The sequence below is a fragment of the Streptomyces griseosporeus genome, from assembly GCF_014656055.1.
Lineage (GTDB): Bacteria > Actinomycetota > Actinomycetes > Streptomycetales > Streptomycetaceae > Streptomyces > Streptomyces griseosporeus.
This window is the reverse complement of sequence record NZ_BNBR01000001.1, coordinates 863,235-876,895: the sequence shown is the minus strand read 5'-3', so window position 1 is coordinate 876,895 and position 13,661 is coordinate 863,235. Positions and strand designations below refer to the sequence as shown.

Below are 13,661 nucleotides of genomic sequence, written 5' to 3'. Positions count from 1 at the left end.
CCCTGCGGGATTTCCGGAAAGTGGCCGAAACCGGCCGGAGGACAGGCGACCGGGGGCGGCACCGGAGGAGGGCGCGGCTAGAACAGGTGGATGGCCAGGTGCCCGAGCGGCAGCCCGAGCCGCCACGCCGGCGTCCACACCTTCGGCCCGTCGTCCTCGCCGAACACCCCCGCCCCGCCCGGCACCGCGTCGAGATCGGGCGCGAGCAGCTCGGTCTCCTCCAGCCAGCGCCAGGCCGCCCCGGCCAGCTCCAGATCGGGCGCGGGCCGGCCCGTCGCGGCCGCCTCGGCGGTCAGCTCGGCGAGCCGCTCGCGCACCCACTCCTGCCACGGCTGGTCGTAGGCGGTCAGCGACAGCCACATCTCCAGCTGGGTGACGACCCGGATGCCGGACAGCTCGCCGTCGGTGTCCGACAGGAAGACGGTCAGCGCCAGCGCGTCACGGCCGGCCCGGAACTCGAAGGACGTGGGCGGCATGAGGTCGCCGGTGCGCAGCAGCTCGTCCGCGATGTACTCGGCGTACAACCAGGCCATGGGGACGGTCAGTTCACCGCCGTCGGTGCCGTCCGTGCTCTGATGACCTCTGTGCAGCATCCCTTCCTGCCTTCCTCCGGTGCGTGCGCGTCGCCCGCTGCCGGGCCGGGATCCGCCTCGCCGGATCCCCCTCCGGAACACGGATGGAGACAGCCGATTACTCAACCATGGTCCGCAGCAAGGCGCTTTGCGAAGGCTTGACCGTCACATGCGTTTCACCGCAGGTCGGCCGCGTATCCCGGCAGCACCCGGCGCAGGGCGCGCAGCGCGTAGTACGCGCGGGACTTCACGGTACCGGGCGGGATGCCCAGGGTCTGCGCCGCTTCCGCCACGCTGGCCCCCTGGAAATACACCAGCACCAGGACTTCACGGTGCTGCGGAGTGAGTGTCTTCACAGCCTCGCGGACGTCGAGGGCGGCGGCCGCCCGTTCGGCGTGATCGGCGCACACCGGCGCGGCGTGGTCGAGGACCGCGTCGCCGATCTCCGCGGGCCGCGCCTGCCGGGCCCGGCGCGCGTCGATCGCCAGGCGCCGCGCGACCGTCATCAGCCAGGGGCGTACGGAGTCGAAGGAGTCGGCGCGCAGCGCCTCGGGATGCTGCCAGGCGCGCACCAGCGTCTCCTGCACGAGGTCCTCGGCGCGCTGCCGGTCGCCGTCGCAGAGCCTGAGCAGCAGCGCGAACAGGGGCCTGCCGTGCTCCCGCTGCAGCGCGGCGAGCTCGTGTTCGGCGGTCGTCGCCGTGGTGGTGAGAGTGGTTCCGGCCGTCATGCGCGTATGGCACCGCAGCGTGAGGGTTTCGGACAGGGCGGGCGCACGGCCGTGCGGCGGACGGTCGATCGCGTCGACGAACGGTTCGACGAACGGTCGTGATCGGACTGTGACCCTCCGTCAGCGGCCACCGGACGGGTCAAAGGGGCGCCGGGGCCGTTTGGGGCGCCGGTGAACCTCGTACCTATTCGTGGGTAAATATCACCGCACTGGGGTGAGTGATGATCGCACGCAGACACCAGGTGGCCCTGGCCCTGACGGCCGTCCTCGCCGCGGCCGCCGCCTGCCAGGCCCACGACCACGACACGTCCGCCCGCACCGGACGGCCCGCCCCGTCCTCCACGGACCGCGGCTTCACACTCGTCGCCTCCGGCGACGTCCTGCCGCACACCTCGATCATCGACCGCGCCCGCTTCGACGCGGGCGGCACGGGCTACGACTTCAAGCCCATGCTCGCCGGGATCAAGCCCGTCGTCTCCCGCGCCGACCTGGCGCTGTGCCACATGGAGACCGTCTACGGCGCCGACGGCGTCTACACCGGCTACCCCGCCTTCAAGTCCCCGCCCGAGATCGCCGACGCCCTCGCCGCGACCGGCTACGACGGCTGCTCCACCGCCTCCAACCACACCCTCGACGACGGCGCCGACGGCATCCGCCACACCCTGGACGCCCTCGACGGGGCCGGCGTGCGGCACGCCGGCTCGGCCCGCACCCAGGCCGAGGCCAACTCCGTCACCCTGCTGCGGGCCGGACCCGCGATGGTCGCCCACCTCGCCTACACCTACGGCACCAACGGCTACCCCCTGCCGCCCGGGCAGCCCTGGGCCGTCAACCTGATCGACCCGGCCCGGATCGTCGCCGACGCCCGGGCCGCCCGCAAGGCAGGCGCCGATGTGGTCGTCGTCTCCGTGCACTGGGGCACCGAGTGGCAGGACGCCCCCGACCGGCAGCAGCTGGATCTCGCCCGCGTCCTCACTGCCTCCCGCAGCGACGGCCGCCCCGACATCGACCTGATCCTCGGCACCCACGCCCACGTCCCGCAGGCGTACGAGAAGGTCAACGGGACCTGGGTGGTGTACGGCATGGGCGACCAGATCGCCGGCGAGATGTTCGACCACAGCGGTGTGGAGGACCCGCGCGGCAACCAGTCGTCCGTCGCCCGCTTCACCTTCGCCCCGCCGCGCCGGCCCGGCGGCCGCTGGGAGGTGACCCGGGCCGAGTTCCTCCCGCAGCTGTTCGACGTCGACGCGGGCCGCGTGGTGAACCTCAACCGCGCCCTCGCCCAGGGCGCCGACGTGCGCGGCGTCCGCGACCGCATCCGCGAGGTCGTCCTCAGCCGCGGCGCGGCCAAGGACGGCCTGCGGATGGCCCAGTGACCGGGGCGCCGCCCCGGCCTCTCACCGATCGTCCCGGTGCTGCGGCGACGCCAGCGCCGACCGCTTGTACGAGTACCCGAAGTACACCACCAGGCCGATCAGGAACCACACCGCGAACCGGACCCAGGTCTGCCACTGCAGGAACGTGATCAGCCAGATCGAGAAGCCGACGCCCAGCGCCGGCACGAACGGCATCCACGGCGTGCGGAAGGTGCGCGGCAGGCCGGGCTGCCGGTACCGCAGCACGATCACCGCCGTGCACACCACCACGAACGCCAGCAGGATGCCGATGTTGGTCAGCTCGGCCGCCTCGCCGATGGGGACGAACCCCGCGATGGCGGCCGACGCCACGCCGACGATCCACGTCACGCGCGTCGGCACGTGCCGCGTGGGGTGCGTCTTGGCGAACCAGCGGGGCAGCAGGCCGTCCCGGGACATGGAGAACCACACCCGGGTTACGCCGAGCATGAACGTGAACATGACCGTGAGGATGCCGATGATGGCGCCGACCGCGATGACGTCCGCGAGCCCGCTCAGCCCGACCGACTTGAACGCCGTGGAGAACCCGCTCTCCTTGTCGATGTCCTTGTAGTCCTGCATGCCCGTCAGCACCAGGCAGGCCGCCACGTACAGGACCATCGAGATCGCCAGCGAGTACAGGATCGCCTTCGGCATGTGCCGCTGCGCGTCCCTGGACTCCTCCGCCGCCGTCGACATCGCGTCGTAGCCGAAGACCGCGAAGAACACCGTCGCCGCACCCGTGAACGCACCACTGATGCCGAACGGGAAGAACGGGTGGTAGTTGTCCGTGTTGATGTGGAACACGCCGACGCCGATGACCAGGAGCACGACCAGTACCTTCAGCACCACGACCGCCGTCTCGAACCGGGCGGCGTTGCGGATGCCCAGGTTGAGCAGGTAGGCGATGAGCAGGCACAGCAGCGCGGCGAACAGGTCCACCCGGTGCCCGTCACCGGTGCCGGGCGCCCCCAGCATCCACTGCGGCAGATCGGCGCCCATCTCCTCCACCAGGAAGCTGAAGTAGCCGGAGATGCCGATCGCGACCACCGCCACGATCGCCGTGTACTCCAGCAGCAGGTCCCAGCCGATGAACCACCCGGCGAACTCGCCGAGCACCGCGTACCCGTAGGTGTAAGCCGACCCCGCCTTCGGGATCAGCCCCGCGAACTCGGCGTACGACAGCGCGGCGCAGGCGCTGGCCACGCCCGCGATCAGGAAGGACACCACCACCGCCGGCCCGGCCGTGCCGTTGGCCACCGTGCCCGCGAGCGTGAAGATGCCCGCGCCGATGATGCCGCCCACCCCGATCGCGGTCAGCTGCCACAGCCCGAGCGACCGCTCCAGCCGGGTGCCCTCGCCGACTTCCGTCTCCTCGATGTGCTCGATGGGTTTGCGGCGGAGAATGCCCTCACCCATGCGGAGCCCGGCCATGCGCCTCACCTCTTCGCGATCGGCAAACGGCTGACGGCGGATCATGATGACGCAGCGCGCCGTCCCTGGGAAGACGCCACGCACGACGCGGCTACCGGCTCACGCGCCCACCGGGGTCGTCCGATCGGATGACCCGCCCGTCGTCCGATGCGGTCGCCGGGAGCAGCCGGGACGTCGACGGGGCCGCCGGGTTCCCCGGCGGAAGGTGGAGACACAGCGCAGGGAGCGCCGGCGGAACCCCCCGACGAGGGTTCCGGTGTCACGACAGGGAGTCGTCCGCCATGCAGCACAAGGCCAAGAAGTTCACCACCCGCACCAAGGTCCTCAGCTCGGCCGCCCTCCTCGCCGCCCTCGGCGCCGGCCTGGCCGGCGCGGTCTCCGCCTCCGCCGACGCCCCGGCCGCCGCGCCCGCCGCCGCCCCGGCCGCGCTGAAGGCGAAGGCGACCTTCTCCAGCGACCACCTCACGGTCGACGCGGCCACCGACGCCGCGCGGGCCGCGCTGGACGCCGCCGAGAAGGAGGGGCAGCGGGTGACCGTCGCGGTCGTGGACCGCAACGGCAACACCGTGGTCACCCTGCGCGGCGACGGCGCCGGCCCCCAGTCCTACGAGTCCGCGATCCGCAAGGCCTACACCGCCGTGTCGTGGAACGCTCCCACCTCCGAGCTGGCCAAGCGCCTGCAGTCCGCGCCGAACCTGAAGGACATCCCCGGCACCCTGTTCCTCGCCGGCGGCGCCCCGGTCGCGAAGGACAGCGCCCCGATCGCGGGCATCGGTGTGGCCGGCGCCCCCTCCGGCGACCTCGACGAGAAGTTCGCCCGCGCCGGTGCCGACGCGATCAGCAACGGCGGCTGACCCCCGCCGCCCACCGGTGAGCGCCGCACTGTCCGGGCGGTACGCACGCCATCGCCGTACCGCCCGGTCTCCCGGGCGGTACGCCACCACCGTCACCGGCGCTACGGCACCACCGTCACCGGCCAGCGGCCCGCCTTCACCAGCCGGACGGCGACCGAGCCGATGATGCGGTGCCCCGCCTGCTCCGAGGCGCCCACCACCACCGCGTCCGCCTTCAGTTCGTCGGCCGCCTTCACCAGACCGCTGTAGGGATCGCCGCGGAAGGTGTGGAACTCCCAGCGCACGTCGAATATCCCCTTCACCCGCTCGGCGGCCTCCCGGATCTGCTGGACGAGGTTCTCCGCGATCTCGTCGGTCGTCTCCGCCACCGGCGCGCCGAACGCCGCGCCCGCCGCCATCACCGGCTGCACGTACACGACGGCCAGCAGGGCGCGCTGCCGCCGGGCCAGGCCGCCGGCGTAGGCGGCGGCACGGAGCGAGGAGTCGGAGCCGTCCACCCCGACCACGATCACCTTCGGCCCGTCCGTACCCCGTTCGAACTGGTGTGAGTCGAACTGGTGAGAGTGCTGTTCCGTCACGAGCCGAGGCTATCGGAGGGCGCCCCTCCGGGAGCCCGGCGGGCGCCTCGACGGGCGAGGAGCCGGGGACCTTCCTACAGTCGGAGGCATGAGTGCCACCGTGGAAGCCGCCGCGGGACGGGACACCCAGGGGCCGATACGGCCGCCCGGGCGCGGCTTCCTCAGCCGGGTGCCCGAGGCGTTCGCCACCTTCTTCGGCGCCCTCGCCCTGCTGTGCGTCCTGCTCGCCCTGATCCCGCCGCTGCGCCGGCTGCTGCGCCCGGTGGTGCACGCCCTGGACCTGCTCATCGTCCCGGTCAGCGCCAACCTCGCCTACGCCGTCTTCCTGTTCCTGCTGGCCGGCGCGACCGCCGCCCGCAAGAAGGTCGCCTGGTGGCTGGTCGTGGTCTACCTGGGCCTGCTGGTGCTCACCGACGCCCTCGGCGTCGCCTTCGGCTACTACGCCGACTCCCTGCCCTCGCTGATCGTCTGCGCCCTCGCCCTCGGCCTGCTGATCCTCGCCCGGCGGGAGTTCTACGCAGCCTCCCGGCGCGCCGCCGCCGGCCGCGCCCTCGGCGTGCTGCTGGCCGGGCTCGGGATCGCGATCCTGCTCGGCTGGGGCCTGGTGGAGCTGTTCCCCGGCACGCTGCCGCGCGGCCAGCGCCTCGCCTGGGCGGCCAACCGCGTCCTCGGCGGCCTGGTCGACGCCGGCTCCTTCGACGGCCGCCCGCCGCGCGCCCTGTTCTTCCTGCTCGGCCTGTTCGGCGCGCTGGCCCTGCTGAACGCCGCCGCCACCCTCTTCCGCTCCCAGCGCCTGGAGGCCGCCCTCCACGACGACGAGGAACTGCGCATCCGCGCCCTCCTCGGCCGCTACGGCGAGCAGGACTCCCTCGGCTACTTCGCCACCCGCCGCGACAAGGCCGTCGTCTTCTCGCCCAGCGGCAAGGCCGCCGTCACCTACCGCGTCGAGGCCGGGGTGTGCCTCGCCAGCGGCGACCCCGTCGGCGACCGTGAGGCCTGGCCGCACGCCATCGCCGCCTGGCTCGGCATCGCCCGCCGCTACGCCTGGGTGCCGGCCGTGATGGGCGCCTCCGAGGACGGCGCCACCGCCTACGCGCGCGCCGGACTCGGCGCCCTCCAGCTCGGCGACGAGGCGATCCTCCCGGTGGCCGCCTTCGACCTGGACGGCCGCGACATGCGGGTCACCCGCCAGGCCGTGCACCGGGTCCGCCGCACCGGCGCCACCTGCCGCATCCGCCGCCACGCCGCGCTCAGCGACGCCGAGATGGAGGAGATCGTCCGCAAGGCGGACGCCTGGCGCGACACCGAGACCGAACGCGGCTTCTCCATGGCCCTGGACCGGCTCGGCGACCCCGCCGACGGCGACTGCCTGCTCGTCGAGGCGTTCGACGCCGACGGCCGCCTCCTCGCCCTGCTCTCCTTCGTGCCCTGGGGCCGTGACGGCGTCTCCCTGGACCTGATGCGCCGTGACCGCGCCGCCCCCAACGGGGTGATGGAGTTCATGGTCGCCGAACTGGTCGCCGTCGCACCCAAACTGGGCGTGCGCCGCATCTCCCTGAACTTCGCCGTCTTCCGCTCGGTCTTCGAGGAGGGCGCCCGCATCGGCGCCGGACCCGTCCTCCGGCTCTGGCGCCGCCTGCTGCTGTTCTTCTCCAAGTGGTGGCAGCTGGAGGCCCTGTACCGGTCCAACGCCAAGTACCGCCCCGAGTGGTACCCGCGCTTCCTCTGCTACGGCGATGCCGCCGCCCTCGCCCGCATCGGCCTGGCCTCCGGCATCGCCGAGGGCTTCGTCTCCGTACCGTCCTTGCGAAAACTCCGCGGAAAGGGGCACCCGAAAGGGGCGCGGCGGCCCGCCACCACGGAAGGGCTGCCGCCGCTCGCGGAACTCGGCCTCGCCGGAGGGGACGAGGCCGGGCCCGCCGGTGCGGACGCGGGCCTGCCCGAGCAGGTCCGCGTCCGCCGCCGCACCCTCGACCGGCTGCGCGCCGAGGGCACCGACCCCTACCCGGTCGGGGTACCGCCGCGCACCCACGCGCTCGCCGAGGTCCGCGAGGGCGACCAGGTCACCGTCGCCGGCCGGATCATGCTGGTACGGGACTTCGGCGGCATCGTCTTCGTCGTGCTGCGCGACTGGTCCGGCGACCATCAGCTCGCCCTGACCCGCGACGGGTCCGGCCCCGCCCTCGCCCGCTTCCGCGCCGACACCGACATCGGCGACCACATCAGCGCCACCGGCCGGGCCGGCGTCAGCGACAAGGGCGAACCGACCGTCTTCGTCACCTCCTGGCAGCTCACCGGCAAGTGCCTGCGCCCGCTGCCCGACAAGCGCCGCGGCCTCGCCGACCCCGAGGCCCGGGTGCGCATGCGCTACCTCGACCTGGCCACCAGCCCCGCCGCCCGCGACGTGGTCCGCGCCCGCTCCACCGCCGTCCAGGCCCTGCGCCAGGGCCTGCTGGAGCGCGGGTACCTGGAGGTCGAGACGCCGATGCTCCAGCAGATCCACGGCGGCGCCAACGCCCGCCCCTTCACCACCCACATCAACGCCTACGACCTCGACCTGTACCTGCGCATCGCGCCCGAGCTGTACCTGAAGCGGCTGTGCGTCGGCGGCCTGGAGAAGGTCTTCGAGATGGGCCGCACCTTCCGCAACGAGGGCGTCTCCTACAAGCACAACCCCGAGTTCACGATGCTGGAGGCCTACCAGGCGCACGCCGACTACGACGTGATGCTCGACCTCACCCGCGAACTGATCCAGGGCGCAGCCACAGCCGCCTTCGGCAGCACCGTCGCCCGCAAGGACGGCCGGGAGTACGACATCTCCGGACCCTGGCCCGTCAAGACCGTCTACGGCGCGATCTCCGAGGCACTCGGCGAGGAGATCGACGCCGGCACCGAACTGGCCCGGCTGCACCTGCTGTGCGACCGGGCCGGGGTGCCGTACACCGCGGACGACGGCCACGGCGACGTCGTCCTGGAGATGTACGAGCGCCTGGTCGAGGAGCGGACCCAGCTGCCCACCTTCTACAAGGACTTCCCGACCGACGTCTCCCCGCTCACCCGGCAGCACCGCACCGACCCGCGGCTCGCCGAACGCTGGGACCTCGTCGCCTTCGGCACCGAGCTGGGCACCGCCTACTCGGAGCTGACCGACCCCGTCGAGCAGCGCCGCCGCCTCACCGAGCAGTCCCTGCTGGCCGCCGGCGGCGACCCCGAGGCGATGGAGCTGGACGAGGACTTCCTCGACGCCCTCGAGTACGCCATGCCGCCCACCGGCGGCCTCGGCATCGGCGTCGACCGCCTCGTCATGTTCCTCACCGGCCTGACCATCCGCGAGACCCTGCCCTTCCCGCTGGTCCGCCGCCGCTGACCGGGCGTCCGATGACCCGACTGCTTGGGCCGCGCGGGTGTTTTCCCGCCGCCGCACCGGTGTCGTTGTGGTGCGCCGCCCTCCCGAGGGGCGAGGCATGACTCATGAAGAAGGATCAGTTGCTCACGCGCCGCCGGGCGTTGCTCGCCGGCGCCGTCGCCGTGGGAGCGGCCGGCACCGCCGGTGTGGTCGCGCTGCGCACCGGCGGCACCCCCGAGGCCCCGTCCGCGCCCGCCGCGGGCGCCCCCGCCCGCCACCTGCCGGAGAAGCCGTCCGCGTACCGCCTCCAGCCCCTGACCGGATACGGACCTCCGCGCGCCGCCCCCCGCCGCCCGCCGGTACGGCACGAGCCGCTGCTGCGGATCTCCGGCCGCGGCCGGACCATGGTGCTGACCTTCGACGACGGCCCCGACCCGCGCTACACCCCCGGCATCCTGGACACCCTGCGCGAGTACGACGTCCGCGCGATGTTCTTCGTGTGCGGCGAGATGGCCTCGTACAACAAGGACCTGCTGGCGCGGATGGCCGACGAGGGACACGTCGTCGGCAACCACACCTGGTCCCACCCGCTGCTCACCAAGCTGCGCCGCGGGCAGATCCGCTCCGAGATGGAACGCACCAGCGACGTCATCGAGGACGCCTACGGCGAGCGCCCGCAGTGGTTCCGCGCCCCCTACGGCGCCTGGAACCGCGCCGCCTTCCAGCTCGGCGCCGAACTCGGCATGGAGCCGCTCGCCTGGACCGTCGACACCCTCGACTGGACCACCCCCGGCACCGGCACCATCGTCGACCGGGTGGAGAGCGGCGCCGCCCCCGGCGTCGTGGTGCTCTCGCACGACGCCGGGGGCGACCGCTCGCAGAGCGTGCGGGCCCTGCGCAGGTATCTGCCGCAGCTGCTGGACTCCGGCTACCACATCACCGTCCCCCGCCGGCAGTACACCTGACGGGGGACGGCCCGCCCGGCCGGGGATCCGTCAGCGGACCTCGGCCAGGCGGGCGAAGACGACGACGTTGCCGTCGTAGCCGTTCTGCTTGGAGAAGCCGCCGCCGCAGGTGATGACCCGCAGCTCCGGGGCGCCCTTGGAGGCGTAGACGCGGTCGCCGGGGAAGTCGTTCTTGGCGAAGACCTCGATGCCGTAGATCTCGAAGACGGCCGTCTTGCCGTCCTGGCGCCGCACCTCGATCCTGTTCCCCTTCTTCAGCGCCCCGAGCCCGTAGAACACGGCGGGGCCCAGCTTGTTGTCGACGTGGCCGACGATCACCGCGGTGCCCTTCTCACCGGGCGAGACCGCGCCGGTGAACCAGCCCGCCAGGTTCGGGTCCTCCGGTGGGGGAGCGCCCACCCAGCCGTCCGCGTCCAGGCCGACCGGCATCACCGGCGCGTCCACCTGGATCGCCGGGATCCGCACCCGGTCCACCAACGCGAAGGGCAGCGGCGCGGGTGTGCGGCCGAAGGCCCCGGCCGTGGTGCTGCTGTCCGCCGCGGCGGCCGAGGCCGGCTGCGGCGGCCCGATGTCGAACTCCCCCGAACCATTGCGGATGAGCGCGAGACCGGTCAGCAGAACGAGCGCTATCACGCCCCAGGGGGCGCGCTTCCTGCGGCGCTCCTCCTCTTCGGCCAGCTCCGACAGCTCGGACGCAGACATTCGCCATCCCCTCTCGACGCGGCCGTCGCCGCGTCATTTCGCGCATAACAAAACGCTAAGTCCACCGCGCCCGGGCGGCGACAAGGCAGCAGCGAACGGGTGGCCCGCGTCCCCTTCTGTGCGCCATCCGGGGAGCGGCCCGACAGGAATTTTCTGACGGTGTGTGACCTGCGGCGATATCCGATTGTGCGCTTTTTCCCCGGCGTGTCGGATGATCACGGCTCACCAGGACGGACCATCCCCGAAATGCGCGCTCGCGCACGGCATCTGAGGGTCTTTCCGGGAGGCGCTTTCTCGCCGATCGACCGGGGACGGGTCCCGGGGCGCCTTCCGCGGAGGATCACATGCGCAACTCTCGTGGCCTGGCGGTTACGGCCGCCGCGGTCGCCGCCCTCGGCCTCGCCGCCCCCGCGGCCGTGGCGCGGGACGGCATGGGCGTCAACCCGAGCAACATCGTCGCGCTGCCCAGCGTCATCGCCCGGGGCGGGCAGCTCACCATCACCGTCGACGGCTGCCCGGCGGGCGGCACGGCGACCTCGGACGCTTTCCCCAGCACCCCCCTCACGCCGATCAACGGCGCCAACCGGACGGCTAAGGGCACCGCGACCGTCAGCCCCAACGCCCGTCCCGGCTCGCACAGCATCACCGTCAACTGCAACGGCCGGACCCTGACCAACCCCACCGCCTTCACCGTCATCGGCGGTGTCCGCGGCGGCCTCGGCGGCAGCAGCTCCAGCGGGGCGACGCCCACCGACATGGCCATCGGCGGCGGGCTCGTGGCCGCGGCCCTGATCGGGGGCGGCGTGTTCTGGATGCGCCGCCGGGCCGAGCGCCAGGTCTGACCCGGCGCGGGCTCTCGGGCACGTCGCGCGTCGGAGACACGCCTTCGCCCCGGCTCCCAGGAGGGAACCGGGGCGAAGGCCTGCCGCCGTCAGGCGCCGTCCTGACCGCTGCGCCGGCGCGCGAGGTGGTAGGCCACCCCGACCGAGCCCGCGACGAGCGCGGCGCCCAGACCGATCTCCTTCAGGTCGAACCCGGCGACGCTGCCGCCCTCACCGGCGTGCACGCCCCGCGGCACCGGGTACGGCGCCGGGGTGGGGCCGGTCCGCCCGCCCGCGATGGCCAGGTCCGTCCAGCCGCTGACGCCGTCACAGGTGAACGTCACCCGGTAGGAGGCGCCGGCCTTGGCGTCCCAGTCGACCGCGGTGGTCGCCGAGGAGTGGCCGGGCCGGATGGTGACCGTGTCGAAGACACCCGAGGTGATGGTGGCCGCGCCCTTGCAGCCGCCCTGGGCGCGTTCGAGCCGGAGGCTGACCTGCCCGCCCGCCGCGATGGTCGTCGGGGCCACACTGAAGCCGAACGGGGTGATGTCGCCGTCGCCCTGCGCGGCGGCGGGCGGCGTGGTCAGGGCGAGGGTGCCGAGGCCCAGCAGTGCGGCCGAGGCGACGCGTATCGCGCGCATGTGAATCCTCCGGTCCCCGAGGAGCAGCTGCTGCGGACCTCTTCCGCTTGCGCCAGGAATGCACCTCGATGACCGAAACGCTAGGAACACGTGTGCGTCCCCGCGATCGCAGTCACGCGAACGGGTCACGCGTGTCCGCCGCCCAGGGGACGGCGCTCCTGCGACCGGGGGACGCCGACGGCGTGTCGCCGTGTCCGGGGCTCAGCCCTTGGCCTGCGGGAAGACGTCGAGGAACGGCTCCATCGAGGCCGTGATGCCCCGGCTGTAGGGGGCGTCGAAGTCCCAGATGAGGAACAGCAGGAAGGCGATGAGCGCCGAGAACAGACCGGCGAGGACCAGTTCGCGAGGCGTCCGCCGGATCTGCAGCGCGAAGACCATGCCGATGGTGATCACCGCCCCGGTGATCAGCCCGAACCACACCACGCCCGGCATCGTCGGATCGGTGGCGCCGGCCCGGGCGGTGCGCGCCTGGTCGGCGGCGGCCACCTGGTCCACGAGCGGCTGGTAGGCCTGGGCCTCGAAGTCGTTGCGCGGCTGGTAGTCGGTGACGTCCCGGCGGACGCGTTCGAGCAGCTCGGTGCCGCGCTGGGTGACCTCGCCGTGGTCCTTCATCGCCTGCCACTCGGTGGTGACGACGTGTCCGACATAGGCGTTGACATCGGTACGGATGCGGTCGCGGACGTCCACGGGGTAGACCCGTACCCGCTCGTCGATCTCGTGCAGCGCCTGCGCCTCCGCCTGTACATGGTCCTGGGCCGCGCTGCGCGCCTCCCAGACACCGGCGATCGCCAGGCCCAGGACGATGGCGTACACCACGCCGATCCACATGGTCATGTACTCGATGACGTCCGGGGTCTCGCTGGGGTCCTCGTCGTCGGGGGCCCTGCGATGCCGTACGAGGGTGATGACGACCACCACCGCGCAGGCGGCGAGCATCGCGAGGGTGAGAACAAGCCATTCCGGCACGGGAGATACCTCCTGGTATCGGGCGGGCGCCGGCGAGGCGCCCCGGAGGGAGCGGGCAGGGCGGCCGGGACGGCTCAGCGCGGGCGCAGCGCGGCCACGGCGGCGAGCGCGGGCACGGTGATCAGCAGCACGTAGGTGAGCGGCGAGACCGTGCGGTGCGGGGTCCGATGGGGCGGCGCCGCGTGGTACCGCGGGTAGACCACCGGGCTCGCGGACGGCCGCGGCGCGGGCGACGGCGTGGGGCTGGGCGCCGGCTCCGGCGCCGACGGCGGTGGGGGAGGGGGGCTCGGCACCGGCCGGGGCGGCGCGGGGCGCGGGGCCGGCGGGGGCACGGGCGCCGGGGTGGGCTTCGGCGGCCTCGGCGCCGGCTGCGGCGGCGCGGGCGTGGGCTTCGGCGGCGGAGGCTTCGGCGAGGCGGGGGTGGGCTTCGGCGGCGGGGGCGGGGGCGGGGGCGGGGGAGTGGGGGTCGGGGTGGGCGTAGGGGTCGGGGTCGGCGTGGGCTTCGGGCACGCCGTCGGCCAGGTGACCGTGCTCCCGGCCACCGCCACCGCGTCGACACCGCCCGGGCCGGTCGAGGCGTAGGCGCACGCGTCGGCCGCCGCGGTCCCGGCCGGCGCGCCGACGAGGAGCCAGGTCAGCGTGGTCAGCGCCAACACCCGC

Annotated in this window: 14 protein-coding genes; 6 read left to right on the top strand and 8 right to left on the bottom strand. The window is 73.3% G+C overall.

Annotation, left to right across the window (positions count from 1 at the left end):
* Positions 1-77: 77 nt before the first annotated feature.
* A complete protein-coding gene (locus IE308_RS03960) occupies positions 78-593 on the bottom strand; it encodes a hypothetical protein (RefSeq protein WP_190216590.1) in 516 nt (171 codons plus the stop codon).
* 155 nt (positions 594-748) lie between these two features.
* Positions 749-1,300: a sigma-70 family RNA polymerase sigma factor gene (locus IE308_RS03955; protein WP_110633983.1), complete on the bottom strand. Its 552-nt coding sequence runs from the start codon at positions 1,298-1,300 to the stop codon at positions 749-751.
* A gap of 221 nt (positions 1,301-1,521) precedes the next feature.
* Here IE308_RS03955 and IE308_RS03950 point away from each other — a divergent pair, with 221 nt between their 5' ends.
* Positions 1,522-2,676 (top strand): CapA family protein, encoded by a 1,155-nt coding sequence (locus tag IE308_RS03950; protein ID WP_190216589.1) that lies wholly within the window; start codon positions 1,522-1,524, stop codon positions 2,674-2,676.
* Between the two features lie 21 nt (positions 2,677-2,697).
* On the opposite strand, the gene IE308_RS03945 is transcribed toward IE308_RS03950, so the two are convergent.
* Positions 2,698-4,128: an amino acid permease gene (locus tag IE308_RS03945; protein WP_190216588.1), complete on the bottom strand. Its 1,431-nt coding sequence runs from the start codon at positions 4,126-4,128 to the stop codon at positions 2,698-2,700.
* Positions 4,129-4,409: 281 nt separating this feature from the next.
* Here IE308_RS03945 and IE308_RS03940 point away from each other — a divergent pair, with 281 nt between their 5' ends.
* Complete coding sequence (locus IE308_RS03940) at positions 4,410-4,982, top strand: GlcG/HbpS family heme-binding protein (RefSeq protein WP_190216587.1); 573 nt, start codon at positions 4,410-4,412, stop codon at positions 4,980-4,982.
* Between the two features lie 101 nt (positions 4,983-5,083).
* Here the strand turns inward: IE308_RS03940 and IE308_RS03935 are convergent, their stop codons facing one another.
* Complete coding sequence (locus IE308_RS03935) at positions 5,084-5,560, bottom strand: universal stress protein (RefSeq protein WP_110633995.1); 477 nt, start codon at positions 5,558-5,560, stop codon at positions 5,084-5,086.
* Between the two features lie 88 nt (positions 5,561-5,648).
* Between IE308_RS03935 and lysX the strand changes: the two genes are divergently transcribed.
* Both lysX and IE308_RS03925 read left to right on the top strand, forming a co-directional pair.
* Positions 5,649-8,927, top strand: coding sequence for a bifunctional lysylphosphatidylglycerol synthetase/lysine--tRNA ligase LysX (gene lysX, locus IE308_RS03930; protein ID WP_190216586.1), 3,279 nt, complete (start codon positions 5,649-5,651; stop codon positions 8,925-8,927).
* Between the two features lie 104 nt (positions 8,928-9,031).
* Entirely contained in the window at positions 9,032-9,871 is an 840-nt protein-coding gene (locus IE308_RS03925; protein ID WP_110634002.1) for a polysaccharide deacetylase family protein, read from the top strand.
* 30 nt (positions 9,872-9,901) lie between these two features.
* On the opposite strand, the gene IE308_RS03920 is transcribed toward IE308_RS03925, so the two are convergent.
* Positions 9,902-10,573, bottom strand: a complete 672-nt coding sequence (locus tag IE308_RS03920) for a class F sortase (protein ID WP_110634005.1) — start codon at positions 10,571-10,573, stop codon at positions 9,902-9,904.
* Between the two features lie 344 nt (positions 10,574-10,917).
* Here IE308_RS03920 and IE308_RS03915 point away from each other — a divergent pair, with 344 nt between their 5' ends.
* Entirely contained in the window at positions 10,918-11,415 is a 498-nt protein-coding gene (locus IE308_RS03915; RefSeq protein ID WP_110634008.1) for a hypothetical protein, read from the top strand.
* Positions 11,416-11,504: 89 nt separating this feature from the next.
* Here the strand turns inward: IE308_RS03915 and IE308_RS03910 are convergent, their stop codons facing one another.
* From IE308_RS03910 to IE308_RS37180, 3 genes are all read right to left on the bottom strand, one after another.
* Positions 11,505-12,035: a hypothetical protein gene (locus IE308_RS03910; RefSeq protein WP_190216585.1), complete on the bottom strand. Its 531-nt coding sequence runs from the start codon at positions 12,033-12,035 to the stop codon at positions 11,505-11,507.
* A 201-nt stretch (positions 12,036-12,236) separates the two neighbouring features.
* Positions 12,237-13,001, bottom strand: coding sequence for a bestrophin-like domain (locus tag IE308_RS03905; protein WP_110634014.1), 765 nt, complete (start codon positions 12,999-13,001; stop codon positions 12,237-12,239).
* 74 nt (positions 13,002-13,075) lie between these two features.
* Entirely contained in the window at positions 13,076-13,204 is a 129-nt protein-coding gene (locus tag IE308_RS37180; protein ID WP_268256461.1) for a hypothetical protein, read from the bottom strand.
* Between the two features lie 34 nt (positions 13,205-13,238).
* On the opposite strand from IE308_RS37180, the gene IE308_RS36765 reads away from it, so the two are divergent.
* Positions 13,239-13,583, top strand: coding sequence for a hypothetical protein (locus IE308_RS36765; protein WP_229908691.1), 345 nt, complete (start codon positions 13,239-13,241; stop codon positions 13,581-13,583).
* Positions 13,584-13,661 lie beyond the last annotated feature (78 nt).

Excerpts from the sequence above, each read along its gene's own strand:
- IE308_RS03960 (WP_190216590.1), bottom strand. The coding sequence starts at position 593 with ATGCTGCACAGAGGTCATCAGAGCACGGACGGCACCGACGGCGGTGAA.
- IE308_RS03955 (WP_110633983.1), bottom strand. The coding sequence starts at position 1,300 with ATGACGGCCGGAACCACTCTCACCACCACGGCGACGACCGCCGAACAC.
- IE308_RS03950 (WP_190216589.1), top strand. The coding sequence starts at position 1,522 with ATGATCGCACGCAGACACCAGGTGGCCCTGGCCCTGACGGCCGTCCTC.
- IE308_RS03945 (WP_190216588.1), bottom strand. The coding sequence starts at position 4,128 with ATGGCCGGGCTCCGCATGGGTGAGGGCATTCTCCGCCGCAAACCCATC.
- IE308_RS03940 (WP_190216587.1), top strand. The coding sequence starts at position 4,410 with ATGCAGCACAAGGCCAAGAAGTTCACCACCCGCACCAAGGTCCTCAGC.
- lysX (WP_190216586.1), top strand. The coding sequence starts at position 5,649 with ATGAGTGCCACCGTGGAAGCCGCCGCGGGACGGGACACCCAGGGGCCG.
- IE308_RS03925 (WP_110634002.1), top strand. The coding sequence starts at position 9,032 with ATGAAGAAGGATCAGTTGCTCACGCGCCGCCGGGCGTTGCTCGCCGGC.
- IE308_RS03920 (WP_110634005.1), bottom strand. The coding sequence starts at position 10,573 with ATGTCTGCGTCCGAGCTGTCGGAGCTGGCCGAAGAGGAGGAGCGCCGC.
- IE308_RS03915 (WP_110634008.1), top strand. The coding sequence starts at position 10,918 with ATGCGCAACTCTCGTGGCCTGGCGGTTACGGCCGCCGCGGTCGCCGCC.
- IE308_RS03910 (WP_190216585.1), bottom strand. The coding sequence starts at position 12,035 with ATGCGCGCGATACGCGTCGCCTCGGCCGCACTGCTGGGCCTCGGCACC.